The 25,060-nt window shown below is 58.6% G+C and carries 21 protein-coding genes; 1 reads left to right on the top strand and 20 read right to left on the bottom strand.

The features are described 5' to 3' along the window. Positions 1-4: 4 nt before the first annotated feature. From K5E40_RS02210 to K5E40_RS02195, 4 genes are all read right to left on the bottom strand, one after another. Positions 5-505, bottom strand: coding sequence for a (2Fe-2S)-binding protein (locus tag K5E40_RS02210; protein WP_008060977.1), 501 nt, complete (start codon positions 503-505; stop codon positions 5-7). A 2-nt stretch (positions 506-507) separates the two neighbouring features. Next, entirely contained in the window at positions 508-1,314 is an 807-nt protein-coding gene (locus K5E40_RS02205) for a xanthine dehydrogenase family protein subunit M (protein WP_017737798.1), read from the bottom strand. Then, on the bottom strand, positions 1,311-4,310 hold the full coding sequence (locus K5E40_RS02200) for a molybdopterin cofactor-binding domain-containing protein (protein ID WP_221729441.1): 3,000 nt from the start codon (positions 4,308-4,310) through the stop codon (positions 1,311-1,313). The genes K5E40_RS02205 and K5E40_RS02200 overlap by 4 nt, the downstream gene beginning before the upstream one ends. A 162-nt stretch (positions 4,311-4,472) precedes the next feature. After that, entirely contained in the window at positions 4,473-6,683 is a 2,211-nt protein-coding gene (locus tag K5E40_RS02195; RefSeq protein ID WP_221729440.1) for a bifunctional diguanylate cyclase/phosphodiesterase, read from the bottom strand. Positions 6,684-7,289: 606 nt separating this feature from the next. Here K5E40_RS02195 and K5E40_RS02190 point away from each other — a divergent pair. Next, complete coding sequence (locus tag K5E40_RS02190) at positions 7,290-8,744, top strand: site-specific integrase (RefSeq protein ID WP_047530966.1); 1,455 nt, start codon at positions 7,290-7,292, stop codon at positions 8,742-8,744. 205 nt (positions 8,745-8,949) lie between these two features. Here K5E40_RS02190 and K5E40_RS02185 read toward each other — a convergent pair whose 3' ends face one another. The 16 genes from K5E40_RS02185 to K5E40_RS02110 all read right to left on the bottom strand — a co-directional run bounded on the left by K5E40_RS02185 (position 8,950) and on the right by K5E40_RS02110 (position 24,896). Continuing rightward, on the bottom strand, positions 8,950-10,152 hold the full coding sequence (locus tag K5E40_RS02185) for an MFS transporter (protein WP_020300766.1): 1,203 nt from the start codon (positions 10,150-10,152) through the stop codon (positions 8,950-8,952). Then, positions 10,152-10,892 carry an alpha/beta fold hydrolase gene (locus K5E40_RS02180; RefSeq protein ID WP_221729439.1) on the bottom strand — a complete coding sequence of 247 codons (741 nt, stop codon included), beginning with the start codon at positions 10,890-10,892 and terminating at the stop codon, positions 10,152-10,154. Before K5E40_RS02180 ends, K5E40_RS02185 begins: the two co-directional genes overlap by 1 nt. A gap of 42 nt (positions 10,893-10,934) precedes the next feature. Continuing rightward, positions 10,935-11,792 (bottom strand): cache domain-containing protein, encoded by an 858-nt coding sequence (locus K5E40_RS02175; RefSeq protein WP_020300768.1) that lies wholly within the window; start codon positions 11,790-11,792, stop codon positions 10,935-10,937. After that, positions 11,789-12,673, bottom strand: coding sequence for a pantoate--beta-alanine ligase (gene panC, locus K5E40_RS02170; protein ID WP_032904506.1), 885 nt, complete (start codon positions 12,671-12,673; stop codon positions 11,789-11,791). The genes K5E40_RS02175 and panC overlap by 4 nt, the downstream gene beginning before the upstream one ends. A 4-nt stretch (positions 12,674-12,677) precedes the next feature. Continuing rightward, positions 12,678-13,229, bottom strand: coding sequence for a glutathione peroxidase (locus K5E40_RS02165; RefSeq protein ID WP_020300770.1), 552 nt, complete (start codon positions 13,227-13,229; stop codon positions 12,678-12,680). Positions 13,230-13,253: 24 nt separating this feature from the next. Next, a complete protein-coding gene (locus K5E40_RS02160; RefSeq protein ID WP_221729438.1) occupies positions 13,254-14,378 on the bottom strand; it encodes an acyl-CoA dehydrogenase family protein in 1,125 nt (374 codons plus the stop codon). 42 nt (positions 14,379-14,420) lie between these two features. Continuing rightward, on the bottom strand, positions 14,421-15,221 hold the full coding sequence (locus tag K5E40_RS02155; protein WP_020300772.1) for a crotonase/enoyl-CoA hydratase family protein: 801 nt from the start codon (positions 15,219-15,221) through the stop codon (positions 14,421-14,423). Then, entirely contained in the window at positions 15,218-16,291 is a 1,074-nt protein-coding gene (locus K5E40_RS02150) for an acyl-CoA dehydrogenase family protein (protein WP_221729437.1), read from the bottom strand. Before K5E40_RS02150 ends, K5E40_RS02155 begins: the two co-directional genes overlap by 4 nt. Then, the gene (locus K5E40_RS02145) at positions 16,291-17,439 is read right to left on the bottom strand and encodes an acyl-CoA dehydrogenase family protein (RefSeq protein WP_020300774.1); all 1,149 of its coding nucleotides are present in this window, start codon (positions 17,437-17,439) and stop codon (positions 16,291-16,293) included. The genes K5E40_RS02150 and K5E40_RS02145 overlap by 1 nt, the downstream gene beginning before the upstream one ends. 110 nt (positions 17,440-17,549) lie before the next feature. Then, positions 17,550-18,857 carry an amidohydrolase family protein gene (locus tag K5E40_RS02140; RefSeq protein WP_020300775.1) on the bottom strand — a complete coding sequence of 436 codons (1,308 nt, stop codon included), beginning with the start codon at positions 18,855-18,857 and terminating at the stop codon, positions 17,550-17,552. Between the two features lie 113 nt (positions 18,858-18,970). Next, positions 18,971-20,248 (bottom strand): cytochrome P450, encoded by a 1,278-nt coding sequence (locus tag K5E40_RS02135; RefSeq protein WP_020300776.1) that lies wholly within the window; start codon positions 20,246-20,248, stop codon positions 18,971-18,973. Between the two features lie 139 nt (positions 20,249-20,387). After that, positions 20,388-20,891: a carboxymuconolactone decarboxylase family protein gene (locus tag K5E40_RS02130; RefSeq protein ID WP_221729436.1), complete on the bottom strand. Its 504-nt coding sequence runs from the start codon at positions 20,889-20,891 to the stop codon at positions 20,388-20,390. A 1-nt stretch (position 20,892) separates the two neighbouring features. Next, the gene (locus tag K5E40_RS02125; RefSeq protein ID WP_020300778.1) at positions 20,893-22,068 is read right to left on the bottom strand and encodes a thiolase family protein; all 1,176 of its coding nucleotides are present in this window, start codon (positions 22,066-22,068) and stop codon (positions 20,893-20,895) included. Continuing rightward, a complete protein-coding gene (locus K5E40_RS02120) occupies positions 22,065-22,967 on the bottom strand; it encodes a 3-hydroxyacyl-CoA dehydrogenase (protein WP_020300779.1) in 903 nt (300 codons plus the stop codon). The genes K5E40_RS02125 and K5E40_RS02120 overlap by 4 nt, the downstream gene beginning before the upstream one ends. Positions 22,968-22,980: 13 nt before the next feature. Continuing rightward, complete coding sequence (locus tag K5E40_RS02115) at positions 22,981-23,832, bottom strand: fumarylacetoacetate hydrolase family protein (protein WP_020300780.1); 852 nt, start codon at positions 23,830-23,832, stop codon at positions 22,981-22,983. Beyond that, positions 23,832-24,896, bottom strand: a complete 1,065-nt coding sequence (locus K5E40_RS02110; RefSeq protein ID WP_020300781.1) for an amidohydrolase family protein — start codon at positions 24,894-24,896, stop codon at positions 23,832-23,834. The genes K5E40_RS02115 and K5E40_RS02110 overlap by 1 nt, the downstream gene beginning before the upstream one ends. Between the last annotated feature and the right edge of the window lie 164 nt (positions 24,897-25,060).

Here is a 25,060-nt window from a genome sequence, read left to right as displayed (position 1 = left end):
ATTGTTATACCCCTTTGTTCGTTTGGCGCTGGGCAGCGACTTCGAGCACGGCCTGGACGATGCCGGTGTAGCCCGTGCAGCGACATAGATGCCCCGAAAGCATGTCGCGTACCTGGGTCTCGTCCGGGTTGGGTACCCGTTCGAGGAAATCCACGCAGGACATGAGAATGCCCGCAGTGCAAAAGCCGCACTGCAAGGCGTGATGACGGCGAAAGGCTTGTTGCAGGTCGCTCAGTGTGTCGTCGTCGGCCAGGGACTCGACGGTCTCGATACGCCGCTCGTGCCCCTGTACCGCGAGCATCAGGCAGGAACGCATGGCGACCCCGTCCACCAGCACCGTGCAGGCGCCGCAGACACCGTGTTCGCAACCGACATGGACGCCGGTGGCACCGAGGTCGTGGCGCAGGAAGTCGCAGAGTTGGGTCCGCGGTTCGGCCAGCGCTTCGCGGGAGCGGCCATTGAGTTCCAGGCGAATCGGAAAGGTTTGGTCGGCAGTTACACGCATGTTCAGACTCCTTCGATCATCTGATGACCCAGCTCGCGAACCAGTTGGCGGCGATAGGCGGCGCTGGCGTGCACGTCGTCTTGTGCATCGAGCGACCAGGCGGTTTGATTGAGCGCGTCAGGCAGCGCCGCACCCCGTGGCAGGCTGCGACGTTGCGGACGGTCGGCGACCCCGCCGATGCCGAGTTCGACCTGGTCCGTCCCGATGGCCGCGGCCAGGGAGACAATTGCAAAGTCGCCGTGGCGCATGGCGATTTCGCGGAAGCGATAGGTGATGCCTTCGCGCTTGAGCGGAAAACGCACCTCGACGACCAGCTCATCCGCACGCTTGTCGGTGGTGAGAATGCCTTGGAAGAAGTCGGCGGCCTTGACGATGCGCTTGCCTTTTTTGGACTCGAGAACGATCTCGCCGCCCAGTGTCACCAGGCACAGCGGCAACTCGGCGCTGGGGTCGGCGTGAGCCACCGAACCGCAGACCGTACCGCGATTACGCGTCTGGAAGTGGCCGATCCAGGGCATCGCCAGTGCCAATAAAGGCACCTCGTCCATCAGGGTCGAACGCGCCAGCAACTGCGCCTGTCGCACCCCGGCACCTACCGCCAGGCAATCCTTGCGCAGCTCGATATAGGCCAGCTCGGCCACATGATTGATATCGATCAGCAACTTGGGTTGAGCCAGGCGCATGTTCAGCACCGCCATCAGCGATTGGCCACCGGCGATGATGCGAGCCTCCTGGCCATACTCGGCGAGCAACTCAACCACCTGACGACGGGTTTCAGCCCGAACGTAATCGAAAGCAGCCGGTTTCATTGCGCACCCCCCTTGCCAAACAGCGCGCCAAGCGAGGCGCGCAGTCGCGCCCACCAGCCGGTGGAGATGGCTTGGCCGCTGACCCGTTGCGACAGGCGAGTAAAGATTTGTCCGATGATCACTTTCGAGGCCCCTTGCAACATTCGGCCGCCGACCGCGGCGACTTTGCCGCTGACCGCCACCTGGTATTGGTATTCCAGACGCGTGTGGCCATTTTCCAGTTCGACGAAACGCACTTTGGCCTGGCCCTGGGCCGAACCCATCGAGCTGCTGCCGGAACCGGACAGACGCAACGAATGCGGTGGGTCCAGATCACTCAGGGCCACCTTGGCCTCGAAGCGCGCACGGATCATGCCGACGCCGACGGTGACGTCTGCGCGGTATCGGTTCTCGCCTTCAAGCACGAGGTCGTGGCAACCGGGAATGATCGACGCCAGCGTCTGCGGGTCGAGCAAGGTATCGAAGACCTGTTGCGGCGAAGCAGGAATCACCACCGAGTCGTTGGCCCGCAACGCGGGTCCACCGGCAGGTGCTGCGTCCAGGTCTTCGTCGGGCTCCATACCGGCGGGCCGAGGGGGCTCGTCGATCCCGATGAGCGTGCGTACTTTCGATGGTGTCAGTGGCAGACGGATGTCCGAGCGACCGAGGGCGTCGGCCACCGCGTTGGCGATGCACACCGGCGTGCTCATGTTGTTGCCCTCGCCCACACCCTTGGCGCCCAGCGGGGTGAAGGGCGATGGCGTTTCCATGTGCAGGATCACCGGTTCGATCACTTCCGGTGCGGTTGGCACCAGATAATCGGCGAAGGTCCCGGAGAGGAAGCTGCCGTCCTCACCGTAGGCGAATTCTTCCATCAGCGCCGCGCCGAGGCCTTGGGTGAAGCCACCACGAATCTGGCCGTCGACCAGCGCGGGGTTGAGCAGGCGGCCGGCGTCATGGCAGGTGACGTAGCGATCGATGTGGATCTCGCCGGTCATGCGGTCGATTTCCAGACCACAGATGTCGAAGACAAAGCCGTAACACAGCGAGCTATTGACCTGGTCCTGGTCGTCCGGGGCCACCAATTGCGGCGGGCTCCAGAACGCGGTTTCGCGCAGACCGCCACTTTCACCTTCCGGTAGCAGGCCCGGCGACCAGTGGGTCGCACCGGCAATCCGATGGAATGGCGCCACCGCCCCGCCATTGACCACAAAAATCTTGCCGCCGGCGAAACGAATATCTTCGGGACTGGCCTGCAATTGCTCGCCGGCAATCACGGCGAGGCGATCGCGGATCTTCAGCGCGGCCTTATAGACGGCACCGGCCACAGCGCCGGCGAAACGGCTGGAATAGTTGCCCGAGGCAATCGACCAAGCGTCCTTCTGAGTATCCAGCTCGACGTTGACCACGATGGATTCCAATGCAACCCCAAGCACTTCGGCGACGACCTGAGCGACGGTGGTTTGATGGCCCTGCCCTTGCGGTGCCGAGGACACATGCACACTGACGTCACCCAACGGGCCGACGTTGATGGTTGCGGTGGCGACAGCGCCGTTTTTCGGACCGGCCTTGCGCCGCTCTTCGGGTGTCATCGCGGTGGTGATGTAACCCATGTTGGAAATCGAGGGTTCAATGACGGCGGCATAGCCAATGCCATAGATTCGACCTTCGGCCCGCGCCTGATCACGACGTTTGAGCAACTCGTCGAGTCCACCGTCAGCCGCCGCCAAGGCAATGCCAGCTTGGTAGTTGCCGGAATCGAGCAACGCACCGGCGGCCGCGCGATATGGGAAGGCATCGGCCGGCACCAGGTTGCGGCGGATCACGTCCAACGGATCAAGCTTCAACTGCACGGCGATATGTTGCAGCAGCCGCTCCAGGGCGAAATATACCTGCGGGCCACCGAAACCACGGTTCAGGCCGGAAGGGGTTTTGTTGGTCAGCACCACGCGGTTGCGCACTTGCAGATTGCGGATCGCATAGGCACCCGTCAGGTTGCCGTGCATGCGGTAGAAAGTCGCCGGTTCAGGCGCTCTAAGGTAGGCACCACAATCGTCGATCTGGTCATAACGCAAAGCGGTGATGCGCCCGTCTGCTTCTACCGCCGCTTCAATTTCGGTCACCCGATTGGTCGCCGAAGAAGCCCCCTGAAGATGTTCCAGACGGTCCTCGACCCACTTCACCGGTGCGCCGACCTTGCGTGACGCCAGCCCCATCATCACCACGTAAGGGAAAACCCCTTGCTTGATGCCAAAGCTGCCACCGGAATCTTTCGGTGTGCGCAAACGCAAGCGGTTGCCAGGCACATTCAGAGCCCGGGCCATGACCGTGTGTAATGCATAGGGGCCCTGGAAATTGGCCAGCACGTCATAAATGCCGGTGGCGCGCTCGTACTGAGCCAACACCACATAGCATTCAATGGGTGTGCAGGAACTGCGCGGAAACTTCACTTTGAGCGAGACCTTGTGCGGCGCCTGCTCGAAGGCCTGCTCCGGCTCGCCATAACGAAAGCGTCGTTCGTTGACCACGTTGCTGCCGACGGCTTCGTGCAGGATAGGCGCCTGTTCGGCGGTGGCCCGTTCTGGATCGATGATCGGGGGCAGCGGCTCGTATTCAACGCGCACACCTTCGATGGCGTCTTCGGCCAGATAGCGGCTCTCGGCGATCACCACGGCCACCGGCTCTCCAACGTAGCGCACTTTGTCGACGGCGACGCACCAGTGCTCCATCGGCTGACGTACACCCACCGGAAATGGCAGCGCCCAGCGTTTGACGTCTTCGCCGACCAGCACGCCGTGCACGCCTTTCATCAGCAGCGCACTGGAAAAGTCCACCGAGGTGATCCGCGCATGAGCGTGGGGTGAACGGATGATCGCCGCATGGAGCGTCCCCGGCGGGATCGCAGCGTCATCGGCATAGCAGCCGAGACCGCGCAACAATGCGGCGTCCTCGACACGGGCCTGACGGGCGCCGATGTGGCCGGTCTGATTTTCGGTAGCAGGTTGGAAACTAGTCATTTTTTCGCGGCTCTTGTTGTTATGCAGCGCGATAGCGTTAGAGCCGAGTGTGTGAGAAAGGCGCAGGGAGCGCCTTGCCTGGGGAGAGGGAGTTCTGCGTTGGAGTCTGACAATTTGCCTTAGCGTCTGATTTACAGGTCTGGGTCCAGACAGAATTGGCGGTCAGGGATGGGACGCGGGATGGCTCAGGAAAGCTTCGATGTCTGCATAGGGCATTGGTTTGGCAAAGTAATACCCCTGAAAAACATCGCAGCGACTGCCCTTCAGGAAATCCACCTGAGACGCCGTTTCCACACCTTCGGCGACCACCGTCAGGCTGAGGTGATGGGCCATGGAAATTATGCCTTGGGTGATCGCAGCATCGTGATGGTCGGTGGCGATTTCCTGGATGAACGAGCGGTCAATCTTGATCTTGTCGATGGGCAAACGCTTGAGGTAGCTGAGGCTGGAAAAACCGGTGCCGAAATCATCGAGCGCAATGCAAACCCCCAACGCCTTGAGCCGGTGCAACGTGTCGATCGCCTGTTCAGCGTTATGCAACAGAAGCGACTCGGTGATCTCCAACTCCAGTTGCTCACCACAGAGTCCGTGTTTCTCCAGGGTGGCTTGTACATACTGGACGAAATGGACACGCTGAAAATGCATCGGCGAAATATTCACCGCCATCGAGATGCCGGTGATGCCCCGCTCGCCTAACTGGCGCAAGTGCGCGCAGGCCGTATCGAGTACCCAAAGGCTCAGCGGGATGATCTGACCACTGTCCTCTGCCACCGGCACAAACACCGCGGGTGAGATAAATCCTTTTTCCGGATGCTCCCAGCGCAGCAACGCTTCGATCCCGACCACCCGACCCGTGCGCGCGTCTATCTGCGGTTGGTAATGCAGCTGCAACGACTGAGTTTCGATCGCCTTTTGCAGGTCATTGCGCAGGCTCGCGTGCTCGCAAACGCGCTGATTAAGATCGCTGGTGTACCACTGAAAATTGTTGCGCCCTTGCTGCTTGGCTTTGTACATGGCCATGTCAGCCTGCTGGATCAGCTGCATCGGCTGCTCGATGTGACCATCGCTCAGGGTGATGCCGACGCTTGCACTCAGGTGCAGGTCAATGCCCTGGATGCAGTAGGGCCTGGCAATGCTGGCCATCAAGCGCTCGACCACCGGTACAACGTCCTCATCACGAAGCAGGTCCGGCAGCAGTACGATAAATTCGTCACCGCCCATGCGCACGATGGTATCGCCGGGACGAACCTGCTGGGTCATACGCTGCGCCACCTCAATCAGCACCTGATCGCCAAAGTAGTGTCCGATCGAATCGTTGATGGATTTGAATCCATCCAGGTCAATGCACATCACCGCCAGACGACGCTTGCGCCGACGACTGATGTGACAATCCAGCATAAGCCGGTCTTCAAGCGAAACACGGTTAAGCAAACCGGTCAGGCGGTCATGGCTGGCGTTGAAACTCAATTGGCGCTCGAAATGCTTTTGCTCGCTGATGTCCCGGGCAATGCCAAATACCCCGACGATTTCTCCGTTGACCATGATCGGCAGGTTAGAGATGTCCATGGTCAGCAGATTTTGACTCTCGTCGAGAACCCGCGCCTCGAAACGCTGAGGTTCTCCGGCGCGGGCTGCGGAAAAATGCTGACTGACCCGTTCCAGGTCTTCTTCGAGTACCAGATGGGAAAAATGATGACCAATGAAATCGCTCGCAGTGTGCGGTTTCAGCTTCAGGCCCGCCGGATTCACACTCTGGATGTTGCCGCCCAGATCGAGGGCGAACACCGGGTTGGGGTTATAGGTGAACAATGAACGAAACCGTTGTTCGCTTTCCTCCAGACGTTGGCCGTCGCGCTCATGGCGGATCGCAATGACTGCCAGTTGGGCTGCAAAGGCCAGTCGTCGAATCTGCGCCTCGTCCGGCGCATGGACGCGGTTCTGGTACAGGGCAAACGTACCCAACACGCTTCCTTGGTGGGAGAGCAAAGGCAGTGACCAGCAGGAACGCAGGTTATGCCCCAGCGCCAGGCTGCGGAAACGCTCCCAGTTCGGGTCCCGGGCGATGTCTTCGGTGACCACCAGCTCGCGCCGGAACGCTGCGGTGCCGCAGGTTCCTTCCTGTGGACCAATGGCCATTCCATGAATCGCGTCACTGTATTCGACCGGCAGGCTGGGCGCCGCGCCGCTCAGCAAGTGCTTGCCCTCGGCATCAGTAAGCAGGATAGAGCAGAAGGTTTCGGGGGCCTGTGCGTCGTGCATCTGACAGATGGCGCAGAGTATGTCGCCCAGATGATGGTCGGTCGCGATCATGCCGAGAATGTCACGTTGTGATTCGGGGAGTGTATTGCGGTGAAAGCTTGGACGAGTATTCATGGTGGTTCCTGAAGACTCTCGAGGTCGTCCGGTCTTTAGAGAGCCCGAAATAGTGGGCGGCCGATCACTGTCCACTAGTGCGTCGGACGCGCACTCTATAGAGCACCGGTTAACTAATAAAAGGCTCAGATCCAACATAAAAAACAGTATCAGATTGCCGCCGTTTAACTGACTTCGCTTTCCTCGAGTCGCGGCAAAATTTCTCGGCCAACGTCATCCGACGCAAGCTCAAGTGAATCGGGCACCGGTGAATGGTCATGGTGTTCGGCCATTTCGATGTGATTTCAGCTCACTCGGAAAGCAGTGAGAATTCCACTCAGAGCCGGTCGTTTCGTGGGGGTAAAAAAGCCAGTAAATAAAAAGGGGTCGCGAGATAAAATCTCGCAACCCCTTGAATTATATGGTCGGGACGGAGTGATTCGAACACTCGACCCCTAGCACCCCATCTCCTTTTTCATACTTCTTGAAAGCTTCCAAAATTTTACTCTGGATTTTTCTAAGCTAGTATTTACTTGAGCTCCAGCGGTGTTCTGCTCTACGAGAGTCCAGTAACGTCCATCAAGAGCCGACGTTTTTGTGGGGGGAAAAGTAGGGGGAACTCATTTTATGGCCAAAATCACCATCAAAGAACTCGAGTCGCTGACCGCCGATGATGCCGGCCGCATCCTCCGGGAGGATGGCAATCTCGCCGGTCGAATCTCAGTCCGTAAAGACGGTGTGTCAGTCAGCTTTTTCTATCGTTATCGCTGGGGCGACCAGAACAAAGAGTACTCCTGCGGGTCCTGGCCGCGCAAATCCCTGACGGACATCCGCAAGGCCCGCAACCAGGCCCGAGCGCTCATCGATGAGCAGATCAATCCCAACGAGCAAAAGAAAACCGCCAAGGCACAGGCTCATGCCGCGACGAACGCAAAAGCCGCACAAGAAAAGTCGACGAAGGTGCAGACACTGACCGTCCAGGATCTGGCCAAGGCCTGGCTGTTGGATGGCGTCGCGCGTAAAGACGGCAATGCCGAGTTGCAACGGCGCTTTAACAAGGACCTATTCCCGGCACTCGGCAAGACCGCGGTGAACAATGTTTCCGAACACGATATTCGGGCGCTGATCCGCACCGTGGTCAACCGCGGCGCTCACCGGCAAGCGATCAGCTTCTTCGCCGACCTCAGCCAGATGTTCAGCTGGGCCAGAAAGCGCCAACCTTGGCGGGCGTTGCTGGTCGAGGGCGATCCAACGGAGCTGGTCGACATCACCCCCCTGATCCCTGCCGATTACGAGGCCGAACGAAGCCGGATCCTTTCGCCGGCTGAGCTGTTGGAACTGCACAACCGCTTCCAGCAAATGACCACCGATTACAACGGCCTCCCCGCCGGGCAAAAATATGAAGGCATTCGACCACTGAAGAAGGAAACCCAACTCGCGCTTTGGATCAGCCTGGGCACCCTGTGCCGGATTGGCGAGTTGCTCCAGGCCGAATGGAAAAATGTCGATCTGGACCAGCAGACGTGGTTCCTCCCCAGTGAAAACGTCAAAGGCACTCGCGGCAAGAAACAGGACCACCATGTATTCCTCTCCCCCTTCGCCCTGCATTTCTTTCAGGAACTGAAGACCCTAACGGGACATTCCCAATGGTGCTTCCCGAACAAGCTGGATGATGGGCATGTGGACGTAAAAGTGGTGAGTAAACAGGTCGGCGATCGCCAGGCGCGGTTCAAAAACCGCAAGGCCCTCTCCAGGCGGCGTCATGACGATACGCTGGTCCTTGCCAACGGCCAGAACGGTGACTGGACACCGCATGACCTGCGCCGAACGGGAGCGACCATGATGCAGGCCTTGAGTGTCAGCCTGGACGTCATCGATCGCTGTCAAAACCATGTGCTGGCCGGCTCTCGGGTGAGACGCCACTACCTGCATCACGACTATGCCGAAGAGAAGAAACGCGCCTGGAATCTGTTGGGCGATCGACTCAGCGCCGTATTGTCCTCAACCTACGAGCACCCAGCGATCGAGTCGATGATGTCCTTTCCAGACTACGCAGCCGCAGAGACTCTGCCGTCCTCATAAGTCGAATTCTTATAACGCTGAACTCCTTGTAGTTATGTATATATCGCTGAGAGCTCGGTTCGGGTCGATTCCGACCCGACATGACACGCAGCAATCGGCCAATAGCGGTATAGCTGGTTCTGTTATTTTCCCGCTGACAGATCGTCGGAGAGCTTACTTGCACGTCAGTTATGTGAAACAGAGGTATGCTATTAAACAACTAACACTAATCGCGTATACGGCCCTTCCGCCATAGGCAGAGCACTACCAGAAACCCGCCCATCGACATCAGTGCTGCACAGAGAAATATCGCAGCAAAACCAAAACCTGACGCAACCAGGCCCATCACCGGACCGGCCATCCCCACTGCAATATCGAAGAATAATGAAAGGGCACTGAGCGCCGAGTTACGGTTCACGGCCGGAGTGCTGGCCAATGTCTCCACCCCAAGCCCCGGGTAGACCCATGACACCCCTATGCCGGTCAGCGCGCCGCCGGCAATTGCCAGCGCAGGCGAAGGCGCGAGCCATATCAGCAGCATGCCCAACGTCTGCACAAGCAGGCAGCCGCCCACCACTTTGTACCCTCTGAATCGCTGCAGTATTCCCGGCGACGACAATCGGGCAACGATGAAGCCTGCGCCGAAACCACTTAAGCAATAAGCGGCGTGGTCCCAGCCGAGACTATCGAAATACAGTGCGACGAAGGCCGTAAGCCCGCCAAATCCTACCGAGCTGCAAACCAGGACCAGGCCGTTGGGCATGACCGCGAACAGGACTCGATAAAAAGCCAGCCGGGCGCCTGCAACCAATGGCGCTGGGCGCTTGCCCAGAGCCAAAAGCAGGAACGCCAAGCCAAGCAACACGGTGCACAGTCCCACACTGGCGATACCCATCGAATTGCGCAGCAGCACACCCAGTGGCGCGCCAACAGCCGTGCCGCCGTAAGCCGCTATTCCGTTCCACGACATGACCTGTGCCGCCCGAGGGGCACCACATAACCCGATGGCCCAGGTGCAGCAGGGCGTGGAGATCATGGCCGTGGACGCCCCCAACACCAGCCTCCCCAGCAGTAATAGCGTCAGGGTCAACCAGGGTTGGGTGGGCAGGATAATGGCGAGCGCCGTCAGGGCGCCGCTCAACATCAAGCCACTGAACCCGCACACAACCGCGTATTTGGCACCCAGGCGATCAGCCACGCCACCGGCCAAGGGGCGGGCCAGGAGCGTCGCCAGGTACTGCGAGCTGATCACCACACCCGCGAAAACCGAGGTCAGGCCCAGGTCATTGAGGACGTAGCCCGGCAACACCGCGAGCGGCAAGCCACTGCACACGTACGAGACAAAGTTGAATACGATGATGGACAGGATCAACCCGTTGCGTTGATTTGCCGTGCCGTCGCTCCGGCTTAAAACACCGATATTGCCCATCACTCATGCCGCTCTATACCCCGTACGACATCCGCCAGCAGCTGGGGGTGTGATACGAACGGCTCGTGCGCCGTATCGATTTCGATCACCACGCCAGCACCGGCACGTTGCGCAAAACGGCGCTGCCAGTCGATGGGCAAAATGTTGTCGCGCAGGGTGATGATGTAAGTCGCCGGGATCGATCCTTGATACCCCTCACGACTGATGGAGTCTGTCGCCACACAGAGTGGCGTCGTGTCCTGACTCACTTCGCTTAACAACCAACTCAGGGTTTGCTCACTCAAGTCCTGACCGAACATGGCCACGGCCAGCGCTTGAGGAGTTGTTTGCACTGGGTCCAGCGGCCAACCGACATGTTCCGGGCTTTCGCCATGCAGCGTAGTGCCAAGCAACGCCAGAATCGATTGGCCTTCACTGGGCAATGCGCAGGCCAGGTAAACCAGCTGCGAATATAGTTGCGGAGCGGCCACCACCATCATTGGCAGCACGCCCCCCGCGATGGAATGCCCAAGCAACACGGCCTGGTTCACGCCGAGTGCATGCAGGTCTTCATTAAGTTCGTTGACCACGTCGTCTAGCCGCAGGGACGCAACATCCCGACCGCGCTTCTTGCCGCACCCTGGCATATCCAGAGTGATCACGCGGTCGAAGCATCCGGGTTGCTGGTTTAACGCTTCCACAAAGTGTTCCCAACACCAGGACCCATGGTTTCCGCCATGCAGCAATACCAAATCAGTCATGCGTACGCTCCTGACAGTGGGTTCCTGTTGTTCCTGCCTTGATCATTTGATTGCATAGCAGCCCACGGCCACGACGTATCCATTAACCCGCTGCAGAAAAGTCCTCTTGTATTCGTTCTGCCCGGTCATAGGGTTGCGCCATTGATAGGTGATCTCGCCTGCTTCATGCGCGTTCATCTGCTTGAGTATGTCCTCGCCAATCGGCTTGCCGTCGGTTGAGCGCAATGACTTGAAGTCGGTGCCGATCAGCCGGGGCGAAAAGCCGTGAGCGACGAACCGCTTGGTTTTCAGGTCCACCACAAAGGCGTAAAGATCATCCTGGGTAAGCTGCTTATCGTGCTGATTAATGAGCTCGACGGTGGTTTTCGCGTTGCTGGCAACTTGCTCGGAAATCTGGCGCAGCAGCTGTTGTGCCTGCTCGGGGCTGGACCGTGGCATGTAGTAACCCACGGAGATCACCCGATCTTTCACTCGTTGATAGAACACGCGCTTACGCTCGACCTTGCCGTGTTGCCAGTTCCACCAGCGGTATTCGGCGCTACGCACGATGCCGTCTTCTGGCTGCGAAATGGCTTGTTGTAATGCAGCCTTGAGGTCGTCGTCCAGCACACTGACCACCGGTTTTCCGACCAGTGAAACCGAAGGCCCACCGCTGGCAAGCATCACACCGGAGGTATCGACCACGTAGATGTACAGCTCACCATCGACATAGGCTCCCTGCCGGCTGAACTCGGCCATAGCGGTGTCGCCCTTGGCTTTGTATTCGGCGACAGCTTTTACCAGCAAGGCGTTGGCACGCTGGGTGTCGGCACCATAGGCATCCACTGGCGCTTGTTGAGCCATGCCGACAAGAGAGACAAGGCACAGGCCAAGAACAGTGAACGCTCGATAAAGGCTCATTGGTGTTGTTCCTCTGGTGATCTTTTTGATGTCCGAAATTCCACTGTCAGATTGTCAATGAGCCGCGTTTTGCCGATGCGCGCCGCCACCAGAATCACAAAGTGAGTATCGGTGCTTGTCAGAGGTTTTAAATCCTGGGCATTCCTGACTTCAAAGTATTCCAGCTGAAAACCGGCGTCGCTTATACGTTGATGACATTCAATCAACTGGCGCTCATCCACCCGCCTCTCAATCTGGATACTCGCCGCCATTTGCTTCAAACAAGCGTAAAGGACGGGGGCTACCGAACGCTCATGGTCACTCAGATAGCCGTTGCGCGACGATAATGCCAAGCCGTCCGCGGCCCGGATCGTCGGTGCACCGACAACGTCAGTCACCATATTGAGATCCCTGACCATCGAGCGGATGACTGCCAGCTGCTGATAGTCCTTTTCCCCGAAAACCGCCACGTCTGGCTGAACGATGTTCAGCAACTTGGCAACGACAGTGGCCATCCCGTCAAAGTGACCAGGGCGTGCTGCACCGCAAAGACCATCAGACACGTTCGGCACACTGACGATGGCCTGATTGAGCATTCCATCTGGATAGATCTGTTCGACAGCAGGGGCAAACAGCGCATCACACCCGGCGTTGACCAGTCTTTCGCGATCGGCGTCGGGGGTCCGAGGATAGTTGGCGAGATCCTCATTCGCCCCGAACTGGAGTGGATTGACGAAGATGCTGGCGACCACAAAGTCGGCTCGCTGCTTTGCGCAATGAATCAGGGCGATATGACCGTCATGCAAGTTGCCCATTGTCGGCACCAGCGCGACTTTCTTGTTTTCACCTCGTGCACGCGCCACGAGCGCACGAAGCGCGCTAACCGTATCGACTGTCAGCACCACTTCACGCCTCTTGGACTAATTGAGCTTCGATTGCTTCAAGCAAACGAGGATCATCAGCCGCAATGTCCGGAGCAAAACGAGCAACGACCGTGCCCTGCCGATCAATCAGAAACTTTTCGAAGTTCCAGAGTACGTCCGTTGTGTTGTCTGACTCGATTCCATAACCCTGCAGACGCTCCCGAAAAGGGCCCTCACCCGTCGTTTCGAGTTGTGCGGCAGTCAGCTCGGCGTAGAGAGGATGCTGGTCCGCGCCGACAACCGATATTTTCGAGAACAACGGAAAGTGAATGTCATAGTTCACTGAACAGAACTCAACGATTTCCACATCGCTACCCGGTTCTTGTTCCTTGAAGTTGTTGGCGGGGAAACCCAGTATTTCCAGGCCTTGGGATTTTTTGTCTTGGTACAGTTTTTCCAAACCCTCGTATTGCGGGGTAAGCCCGCATTTTGAAGCGACGTTGACCACCAGCAGAACTTTGCCCCGATAGTCGCCAAGGGTGCGGACGCTTCCATCGATCTGCTTCAGCGAAATGTCGTAAAGGGAGTTACTCATCAGTTTGCCTCATGCAGTTGTGCTTCAAAGAGTACGGCCGATGATTTCTTTCATGATTTCCGAGGTGCCGCCATAGATGCGCGCGACCCGGGCGTCGACCCAGGCGCGGCTGATCTTGTATTCACTCATGAAGCCGTAGCCGCCATGTAATTGCAGGAATTCGTCAAGCAGCTTGCCCTGCATTTCCGATCCCAGCAGTTTGGCCATTGCCGCGATTTCCGGCGTCAGTTCACCGCGCATCACTTTGGCCAGGCAGTCGTCGACGAACACCCGCAACATGGTGGCCTGGGCCTTGGCTTCAGCGAGTTTGAAGCGGGTGTTCTGGAAGTCGAGTACCGGTTTTCCGAAGACCTTGCGCTCCCGGGTGTAGCCGATGGTTTCTTCCAGCAGCGTGTCGATGGATTGCGCGGCACGAATCGCGATGATCAGGCGTTCCCAAGCCAATTGATGAGTCAGGTATTTGAATCCCATGCCCTCCTCACCCAATCGATTGCCGACGGGCACCCGGACTTCATCAAAAAACAATTCGGCGGTGTCTTGCCCTTTCAGGCCAATCTTTTCCAGCAGACGCCCCTTGGCGAAGCCGGCTCGGTCTTCCTCAACGCAGATCAGGGTCAGTTCTTTGGCCGAAGGGTCAATCTTGGTGGCAGTGACCACAAGGCCAGCATTACCGCCGTTAGTGATGAAAGTCTTCTGACCGTTGACGATGTAGTCGTCACCATCACGCCGCGCCGAAGTACGCATGGCTCGCAGGTCGCTACCAATGCCTGGTTCGCTCATGGCAATCACGCCAATCAATTCACCGCTGACCATGCGCGGCAGCCATTGCTGCTTTTGCTCTTCGCTGCCATAGGCAACGATGTAAGGGGTGACGATTTCCGAGTGAGTGGTGAAACCTACGGCGGTGGCGTTGGCTCGCGCCAGCTCTTCGATCATCACCGCCGAGTGACCGAAGTCGCCTTCGGGGCCACCGTATTCTTCGGGCACCGTGGAGCATAACAAGCCGTTCTCACCGGCCTTGAGCCAGACTTCCTTGGGAACGATGCCGTTCTTTTCCCACTCATGCAGGTAGGGCACAATTTCGCGGTCGACGAAACGGCGGGCCTGATCACGGAACATGTTGTGGTCTTCTCGAAATACGCCACGCATTTTGCTTACTCCAGATCGATTCTTGTATTGGGCGATGGGTAATCAGCGGTCCTGGTAATTGGGATCACGCTTGTCGACAAAAGCCGCTACCGCTTCCTGATGGTCTTCGGTGTGATGTGCCAGCGCCTGATACGCCGCCGACAATTCCAGCAGCGAATCGAGGCGCATATGTTGGCCTTCGCGCAGCAGACGCTTGCACAGGCGCAACGCATGACCGGGATTACTGGCGATTCGCCGCGCGAGCGCCTGCGCTTCCGATTGCAGCGTTTCGTGGGTGCAGACTTGCTCGACCAGGCCCCATTCCAGCGCCTTGGCTGCATCGATAGCGTCACCGGTAAACGCCATCAAACTGGCTTTCGGGATACCAATGATGCGCGGCAACAGCCAGGCGCCGCCGTCACCAGGAACAATGCCCAGGCGCACGAAACTCTCGGCGAAGATCGCCTTGGGCGCCGCCAGCCGGATATCGCACATACAGGCAAGATCGAGGCCCGCACCCATTGCCGGGCCGTTAACTGCGGCGATCACTGGGATATCAAGCTCATAAATCGCCAGGGGAATACGCTGAATACCATCACGGTAGGTATTGCGCAGTTCATACGGCGAGCCGGCGAAAATGCCGCCGCGCTCGTGCATGTCCTTGACGTTGCCACCGGCACAAAAAGCGCTGCCATTGCCAGTGAGCACCATGACCCGCACCGACATATCACGGCGCAGCTCGGCGCAGAGATCGACAAACTCCTGAATCTGCTCACGCGTCGTCAGGGCATTGCGGGTATCGGGATGGTTCATGCGCACGGTGACGATGCCGCCCTCACGCTCAATCTGAAGAAACGGGCTCATACCGGATTACTCGCGAGACGGGTTAAGGGTTGTTGGCCATGGCTGGTGAGCAACGGCCAGTATCCATCACTGCCGCCCAGGCATATCTGAGTGCCTAGACGCTGACTCCAAAGGGAGGCCGAGCCGAATTCACTGCGCCACGCCCACAACCGACGGGTGAACAGATGCAGCGGATATTCCTCGGTAAAGCCAATGGCACCATGCACTGAATGGGCGATGCTGGCGCCGACGCTTGCGGCTTCTGCGGTGCTGATTTTTGCCGCGGCAATGGTCAGCGCGGCGAGCCCCGCACTGGATTCCGTGAAGGCCGCCTCGGCCGCGATGCCGGCGGCGGCAGCCTGCTCAGCGAATACTGCGAGCTGTTGTTGAATGGCTTGAAAAGAACCGATTGCCTTGCCGAACTGCTTGCGTTCACTGGCATAGTTGGCGGTCATGTCCAGTAGCGCGTGCAACGCCCCGGCGGACTGCGCCGCGCGCAGCATCGCGCCGCCCAATTCCAGGACATTGGCGTCGAGCCCGCTGGGCAACGGTGCTTGCGCAAATACCTTGGCACTAGTGAAACCCAAATCATCGCGCGGTTCGCCCGCCACATTCAGACTCAACGTCAGTTCGCTTGCAGCGCTACGCGGCAGCAGCACCACATGCGCAACACCGGCTGGGCTATTGGCGATGGCGACGACCGCTTCAACGTTGCGCCCCCAAGGGACCGAGCAGGCGGTGCCATAAACGCGCTCGCCATCAAGCACCAGATCGGAATTGGCGGCCACGCTGATTGCACCCGCCCTTCCCTCCAGGCCGGCCTTGCTCAGCAGCCAGTTGCCGAGCAAGGCCTCACCCAGTGGCGCGGGCACTGAAAAGCGCCCGGCGGCACGGACCAACACATACATATCGGCCCAACTGGCTTCAGCGCCGCCCAGCGCTTCGGATACACCCGCCAGGGTGAAGCCCGACTCGTCCAGCGCGGCCCACAACTCGGCCGGCCATTCGCCGCCTTCACAGCCCATCACGTAAGCCGGCGTCGCCAGATCGGCAAACAGGCGTTCAATCGTCGCTTCGAATATCTCGCGCATTATCGCAACCCCAGGCCGCGGGCAATGATGCCGCGCAGAATTTCGCGAGTGCCCCCGCGCAGTGAGAATGAGGGCGCCATCTGTGTCAGGTAGGCCAGCACGCGTGCATGCTCGCTGCCGCCGTCCTGCCGTGGCTCGGTTTCCAGCAACAGCTGGGCTACCTCGGGGATTTCCTGCTCAAAAGCATTGCCAAGGTCTTTCACACAGGAGGCCGCCCAGGCTGGATGTTCACCCGCCGCCAACTGTGCCGTGACCGACAACGACATATTGCGCAGCGTCAGCAGCTTGGCCGACAGCCGTCCGATCTCCCGCGCTTGTAGTGCGTCAGGGGTCTTGCCCACTGCGTCGATCAGTGTTTTCAACAACGCCATGCAACTGAGGAAACGTTCAGGGCCGCTGCGTTCGAAGGCCAGTTCAGCGGTCACCTGATCCCAACCCTTGCCCTCAGTGCCAATCAAGGCATCGGCGGGCAGCCGCACATTGTCGAAAAACACTTCGTTGAAGTGCTCGCCACCGGCCAGGTCGCGAATCGGGCGGATGGTGATGCCGGGCAGGCTAAGGTCGACGATGAATTGCGACATGCCCTCATGCCGGGCCGCTTGTTTCTCACTGGTACGCACCAGGGCAATCATGTACTGCGAATGGTGCGCGTTGGTGGTCCAGACCTTCTGGCCATTGACTAGCCAGCTATCGCCATCACGCACAGCAGTGCTTTTGATCGAAGCCAGGTCCGAGCCGGAATTGGGCTCGCTCATGCCGATGCAGAAGTAACTTTCACCCCGGCAAATGGCTGGCAGGTAGTGCTGTTTTTGTTGCTCGGTACCGAAGCGATTGATCAGCGGCCCGCTTTGCCGGTCGGCGATCCAGTGGGCCGATACCGGCGCACCGGAGGCCAGCAATTCTTCAATGATCACGTAGCGTGCAAAAGGACCCGCCTCGCCACCGCCGTAGGCTGTGGGCAAGGCCATGCCGACCCAGCCTCGCGCGCCGAGTTTCTTGCTGAATTCCGCGTCGAAGCCCATCCAGGACTGCGCACTCAAGGTAGGTGGGTAATCGGCCAGTGTGTCGAGAATGAACGCCCGCACTTCGGTGCGAAGCGCTTCCGCCTCGGGAGGAATATTGCTGTAGGAAAATTGACTGATGGCCATATGCGCTCTCTAACGCTGAACACAGGCGCAATCGCTTCGAACGAAGCGACCACAGAACGGCAACCGCTCCACAGTCGCCGTTGGCCGGCGACTGTAGGAACAGCGGCAACTTACAACGCGGTTTGCGCGTCAGCCTCGGCGAACATCGCATTGATGTCGCCGGAGGTCACCGGCTTGTTGTCGTGGCGACCGTGATCGGCACCACCCAAGCCCAGGGCTGGCTCGATGCTGACGTGCGTGGCCTGAGCCCGTAGCGCGCCGACCGTGCAGTTTTCCCGACCATGGATGGAGAACGGATCAAAGGAAAACTCACGCATGGCGTTCAGGTGAGTGACCTTGTCGATCATCTCCTTGGGCAGGTGCTGCAACCCTTCCCAAGCGGTCTCCGGCGAGTTCGGCCAGGTGCAGTCGGAGTGCGGGTAATCGCTTTCCCACGTGACCATCTCGGCGTTCAAGTAATCGAGGTTCTTCAGGCCAAAATTATCTTCGATGAAGCAGGTGATGAAGTGCTTGTTGAAGATGTCGCTAGGCATCTTCCCGTCGAAGTTGGAATTGGTCCACGCGTTATGGTGACGGTGGGTGAAGTCAGCACGCTCCAGCAAATAAGGAATCCAGCCGATGCCGCCTTCGGAAAGCGCCATGCGCAGATCCGGGAATTTCTTCCACATCGGCGCCCAGATCCAGTCAGCGGCGGAGTTGGCGATGGAAATCGGCATGGAGGTGATCCAGGCGTCGATAGGCGACAAATCCGAAGCGTGTTGAGCTTTCACGCCGGTACCGATATGACAGCAGATCACCACCTTGTTATCGCTGCAGGCTTTCCACAGCGGGTCCCAGTAATCACTGTGGATCGACGGGTAGCCATGAATGGCCGGGTTGTCCGACAGCGAAAGCGCGTGCACGCCCTGTTTGGCCAGACGCTCGACTTCGGCAGCAGCGGCTTTCATGTCCCACCACGGCACGATCATCAGCGGAATGAAGCGGCCTGGCGCAGCGTTGCACCAGTCGTGCAAATGCCAGTCGTTGTAGGCCTGGATGGCCGCCATCGACACGTCGCGATCAGCGTGTACCTGGAAACGTTGCCCGGCAAAGCCCGGGAAGGTGGGGAAGCACAATGAACCGAGCACGCCGTTGGCGTTCATGTCGTCGACGCGGTCCTTGATGTTCCAGGTGCCACGGCGCATTTGCTCGTAGCCCAGCGGCTCCATGCCGTATTCCTCTTTTGGTCGACCGACCACGGAATTGAGGCCCATGTAGCCAGTGGCCTGTTCCTCGAAGACCCACACATCACGATCACCCTTTTTGACCACATGCGGCTCACGACCCTTGAAGCGGGCAGGCATGTGGCGAGCAAAAGCATTCGGCGGCTCGATCGCGTGGTCATCGACACTGACAAGAATCAGATCTTCAACTTTCATTGTTTTCCCCTTCGCATTCGGGCTTGTTGTTGTGACTGAATCATAGTGCACATCTCGACTTAATTAAACACATTTTTTGAATGTGTTCATATTAAATCAAATGCATCCCCCCATCACTCCCACAGCACGTGCAGATAGTGCGGACCGCGCAGCTGTGCGCCGACGATCTGCGGCCCGGGTTTGTCAGGGTCGAGACGGATGTTGGGCATCAGATCGAGGATCGCATTCAGTGCGCAGTTGATCTCGGTTTTGGCCACGAATTGACCGATACACATGTGTGGGCCAAAGCCAAAACCAAACGAAGGTTTGGGCTTGCGGTCGATGTCGAATTTATCGGCGTTTTCGAATGCATCTTCGTCGCGATTGGCTGAGGTCACGATGCATTGCACCATTGCCCCTTTGGGGATGGCTACACCGCGAATCTCCAGGTCCTTGGCGGCCTGACGCACCTTGAAAGTGGCCACAGGCTCGAAGCGCACCGCTTCGTCGATGGCCTTGTTTACAAGGCTTCGGTCATTACGCACCCGCTCCAGCACATCCGGATTTTGCAGCAGCAACGACATCAAGGTACCGAAGGTGCGAGTCGTGGTTTCGCTGGCAGCCGGGAGCAGTGAGCGTACAAAAGTGGCGATTTCATGATCGTCCAGCGACCGTCCTTGATACTCCGCGTTGATCAGCCGGCTGATCAGGTCATCGCCCGATGCGCCCTCAGCGCGACGCTCGGACACCACCACTTTCACCACATCGTATAGAGCCTGAGCGGCCTGCATGGCGGCGCCGCGGGCCGCGGCGGCTTTTTCCGGATCGACTTGCGGGCCCGCCAGGATGGCCAGCGCCCAGGCCGCGTACTGCTCGATCTGCTCGGGACGATCCTCGGGAAAGCCGATCAACGAGTAAATCACCCGGATCGGAAAATACAGGGCAAAGTCCATCAGGTCGGCGCCCTTGGCCGGCACCATCGGCTTGAGATACTCCTCGCGAATCACCCGATCGATCTTGGTTTCCTTCCAGCGATTCACCGTCTCGGGCATGAATACCGGTTGCAGCAGGTTACGGATGTTCTTGTGAGCATCCCCGTCCATTGCGGTAAGGATCAAACCATCGAAAAACGCCCCCAGCCCCTCGGCGATAAAACCGCTGGTAAAGGTGCCGGCGTCACGCATGACCGCCATGACATCGTCGTATTTGAACAGTGTGAAGGTCGGCCGGCTGGCATCCAGGCCGGCAATCGACGGCACGCCCAGACTCGCCATGAAGTTGCCTTGCAGCACAGGCGAATTGGCGCGCATATCGCGGTAGGTCGCGTGCAGGTCGATATCGCTGGTACCGCGATAATTACTGGCTACATCGGTGAAAGCCTTCGTCAGGTCGTTCTGTGCCGGTGTGGACATGATCGTCTCCGCTATTTTTGTCATTATTTTTTGTCAGGCAGCTGCTGAAGGCCATACCTTCCGACTGATAATAGGCCTGACTAGATATGTATTGGACACTTATTAATATTTCGATCAACTATTTGTGCTGCGAGACGTGTCAGTAGGCCTGCTGCACCAGTGTCATGCGGCCACCCGCCAACATCAGGGCGCAGTACAGCCCCAGCTCTGCCACCTGGGCGTCAGAGAAAAACTCCCCGAGTCGCAAGAAATGCGTGTCGTCGATCTCCAGGTAATCGCTGGCAAACAATTCGGCATAACGCAACGCGGCACGTTCGACTGGCGTGAAGGACTCACTGTCTGTGGCCATGCACGCAATATCCTCTTCCGTCACTGCGTCGGACTTGCGCGCCAGTTGGCAGGCCTGGCAAGTGGTGATGCTGGCGATTTTCAGCCGCACCAACTCGCGCAAACGCTCATCAAGCAGGCTGTCGCTGTGCAGGCTCTCCATCAAACTCAGCCAGGCCAGGGCTACCTTGGGTCGGTGAGCCCAGACCTGCACCGGCGTCGTTGAACTGAGCATGCGACTGCGCTGGCCCCGCTCTACCGCGTCTTGCAACGCAGACGGCATGGCATCCAGCGGGATCAGCGGTAGGCGTGCCATCTCAATCGAGCCGTTCGATGATGGTCGCCGTGCCCATACCGCCGGCGCAGCAAATGGCTTGCAAGCCAAAACGCCCGCCTCGGCGTTCAAGCTCGTTCAACAACGTGGTCATCAATCGTGCACCACTGGCGCCCAATGGATGACCGAGGGCAATGGCGCCACCATTGACGTTCAACTTGTCGTGCGGCACACCTGTCTCCTGCATCCAGGCTAGCGGCACCGAGGCAAACGCTTCATTGACCTCGAACAAGTCGATGTCGTTGATGTTCAGCCCAGCCTGGCTCAACACCTTTTGAGTGGCAGCAATCGGGCCGGTGAGCATTAATGTCGGATCGGAACCGACGGTTGTGAACGCCACAATCCGCGCTCGAGCCCTGAGCCCGAGTTTTTTCGCGGTTTCGGCACTCATCAACAGCAATGCCGCTGCTCCGTCGGAGATCTGTGACGAGTTACCAGCAGTGATGCGGCCGGTATCCGGACGAAAACTGGTTTTAAGCGTCGACAGCTTTTCCCGCGAAGTATCACGACGAATGGTTTCATCGTGGCGCAACACAACAGCTGGCTCCGTCAGCACCTGCTCACGTAGCTCCTCGACCGCAACCGGCACTATTTCATTATCGAAATAACCGGCATCGGACGCCGCGGCAGCGCGCTGATGGCTGGCAAAAGCGAAATCATCTAGCGCATCGCGACTGAGCGCCCACTTGTCGGCGATACGCTCAGCAGCCTCGCCCTGACTGGTCAGTTCATAGCGTTGCGCTGCCATCCAGCCAAACGCCTCGCCGTGGATTTCACGGTTACTGCCCATGGGCACGCGGCTCATGTTTTCCGCGCCACCCGCCACCACGATATCAGCGGAACCCGCCGCGATAGCACCAACGGCCAAATGCACGGCCACTTCGCCCGAACCACATTTACGGTCGATGGTCAGCCCCGGCACGCTGACCGGCCAACCGGCGCCGAGCAAGGCCGTGCGGGCAATGTTGGCGGACTGTTCGCCAATTTGCGTGACATTGCCAAATATCACATCGTCGACCAACGTCGGCGACACATCGACCCGTTCCAGCAAGTGACTGAGCACCAGCGACCCGAGGTGATCGGCGCGCACGCCGGCCAGGCTGCCACGGAACTTGCCGATTGGCGTGCGTACCGCATCAACTATGACGATGTCTTTCATAACGCACTCGCCTTGAGCCCTGAACCCGGTACTTGTTTACCGTCTTCGTAGCGGTAAACCCCCTGCCCCGACTTGCGCCCAAATCGTCCGGCAGCGACCATTTTGATGATCAGTGGGCAGGGCCGAAATTTTTCGCCCAAGGTCTGGTGCAGATAACGCAGAACAGACAGCCGCGTATCCCAACCGGTCAGGTCACCCAGTTCCAACGGGCCCATCGGATGGTTGAAACCCAGACGTAGTGCCGTGTCGATGTCTTCGGCGGTCGCGGTGCCTTCCTGCAGCATCCACATCGCCTCGTTGCCCAATAGTGCGGACATGCGGCTGGTGGTCAGTCCGGGCGATTCATTGACGATGATGGAGGTTTTGCCGATCTGATCGCACAGGTTGCGAGTGCGATTCACCACTTCATCACTGGTAGCCAACCCCCGCACGAGCTCCACCAGTTTCATTTTGTGCACAGGGTTGAAGAAGTGCATGCCGATCACGCGATCTGCACACTCCACTGACGCCGCAATTTCGGTCACGCTGAGGGCCGACGTATTGGTCGCGATAATCGCGTCCGGTGCCAGCAGTGGCGCCGCTTGCGTGAGCACCGCTTTCTTCACTGCCAACTGCTCGGAGACCGTCTCAACCAGCCAATTGGCGCCACTCGCTGCTTCAGTCAAGTCGCTGCAGGTCAGTAGATTGGCCAACGATTGCTGGGCTTTTTCTTCGCTGACTTTGCCCAGGCGCACGCCATCGGCAAGGATTTTTTCGATGCTCGTCCTGGCGTTTGTCAGGGAGGTGGCATTGGTATCGACCAACAGCGTACTGAAACCAGAGCTGGCGAACGCATGCGCAATACCGGTGCCCATCAGACCCGCACCGACGACGACTACTTTTTCTTTATTGGCGTTCATGTTTGGCTCTCGATTAGGCGCGGTTCTTTTTACTGACCACATTGCGCAACGTGCCAATGCCTTCGACGCTGGCTTCGACCACATCGCCTTCCTTGAGGAACAGACCGGTGCCCATCCCCACTCCCGCCGGCGAACCCGTGAACAACACATCGCCACAGGCAAAACTCGAGCGCTGCTGGACAAAGCGGATCAGATGATCAACACCCCAGGTCATTTCGCCGGTGGAGCCGTCCTGGCGCGTTTCACCATTTACTTTCAAGGTCAGGCGCAGCGTTGGTGACCCTTGCGGAAATTCATCCTTCGTGACGATCCAGGGACCCAGCCCGGTGGTCTGATCCTGGCTTTTGGCCGCGAACAGATCCATGCCAATACCCGCCGGCCCGCTACGCTGCAGGTCTCGCGCGCTGACGTCATTGCCAACGGTGTAACCGAGCACGCAAGCGAGCGGGTTTTCCAGGTCAATCTCGTCAGTACCGATGACCGCCACCAATTCAACTTCGTGATCGAGCTCCTCAGTCAACGGTGGAAAGCGGATCGGGTCATTGGCGCCAATCAGCGCGCCATAAGCCTTGAGAAAGGCGACTGGCTGGGACGGCGCACTCAATCCAAACTCCACCAAATGCTTGGCGTAATTGGCGCCTGCCACGACCACCCGGTTGACGGGTTCTATCGGTGGCAGCAGGCGCACTTTGGAGAGTGGCAGCGCAGGCCCGGCGAAACGCAACGAACTGATGCCGCGTCCGGCAGCCACGCCGGGCGCCCAATCCTTGAAATTGCCGGAAATCGGTGTCACCTGATCTTGGGCGACATCGACCACCGCCCAAAAAACGCCCGTTTCAAAATACTCACATCGCGCCAGTTTCATCAGGCACCTACCTTGCCCAACTTGGCAGGATCGATGTGCAGCAAGCGGCATGCGTTTTCATAGCGAATCTTGCGCAAGTCGGCGTCGGACAACTTCAGGCCATGGGTCAGGTCGTGACGCACGGCATCGCTACCGCCGAAGTTGCTGCCGTACAGCACATGGTCTGCACCGATGATATCGACCAAGGCTTGGCGCATCGGTACTTCATGCAGCTCAACGTCGAAGTAGAAGTTTTTCATGTACTCGAGCAGCGGCTTTTTGTTGTATTTGACGTCGAGGTTCTCGTTGGTCTTGGCCAGACGACCGAGTTGGTACGGGACATAGCCGCCGCCATGGGTGATGTACACCTTAAGGTCGGGGAAGCGATCCAGCACGCCGCCGCAAATCAGGTTCCAGAAACAACGGCTTTCGTCGTACTGCATACCCACGATCGCGGTAGTTTCGTAGCGGTCGTCGTTGGCGTTCTTGCCCCAGGTGACCGACTGGTTGTAGCCGTGAATAAACATCGGCAGATCCAGGTCACAGAGGGTTTTCCACACCACGTCGAGTTCCGGCGAATCGAACTCCAGGCCGCCGAAGTTGGCGCCGCCAGCAACCAGACCTTTAGCGCCCAGTACGGTGCAGGCGTAACGCAATTCAGCCGCCGCCGCTTCTGGCGCATTCAAAGGCACGTGAGCCCAGAACATCAAGCGATCAGGGGCCGCGGAGCAGTATTCCGCGAGTGTCTCGTTGACGGTGCGGGCGAAAGGTACGGCGAATTCGGCTTCGGTCCAGTACATGTAGCAGTGGGATGGGACGGAAACGACCTGCAAATTCTGTCCCGCTGCGTCCATGCCAGCCAAGCGTACTTTCGGATCAGCCCAGCGCGCAAAATACTCTTCAAGCTTGGGACCCTTGCCGGAGCGCACGGCAGCCTTACGCTCTGGCGACCCAAGACCGAGAATCCAGTCACCTACACGCAGCTTGATATCGCCATCGGCGTGCTGCTCGAAGAACGGCCCCCAGTGAGGGTGCTGGTTGTAATAGCCAGGGTGCGGTGCGTGGGCGTGAAGATCGATAAGCATGTTTAGGTACCTCGAAGTTGGCACTTTTTGTTGGTTATTTGCGCGGTGCCTTCACGCGGCCTGGATCAAATTGCCGCGAAAAGGGGAAGCCGACGGCTCACTGCTAAGACCAGAGCTTAAGATTAAATTGATCATAAATCAAAATACTGTTCAATTTATTTTAT

The sequence above is a fragment of the Pseudomonas baetica genome, assembly GCF_019733355.1.
Taxonomy (GTDB): domain Bacteria; phylum Pseudomonadota; class Gammaproteobacteria; order Pseudomonadales; family Pseudomonadaceae; genus Aquipseudomonas; species Aquipseudomonas baetica_A.
The sequence above is the reverse complement of the archived record's forward strand: the minus strand, read 5'-3'. Positions and strand labels throughout refer to the sequence as shown.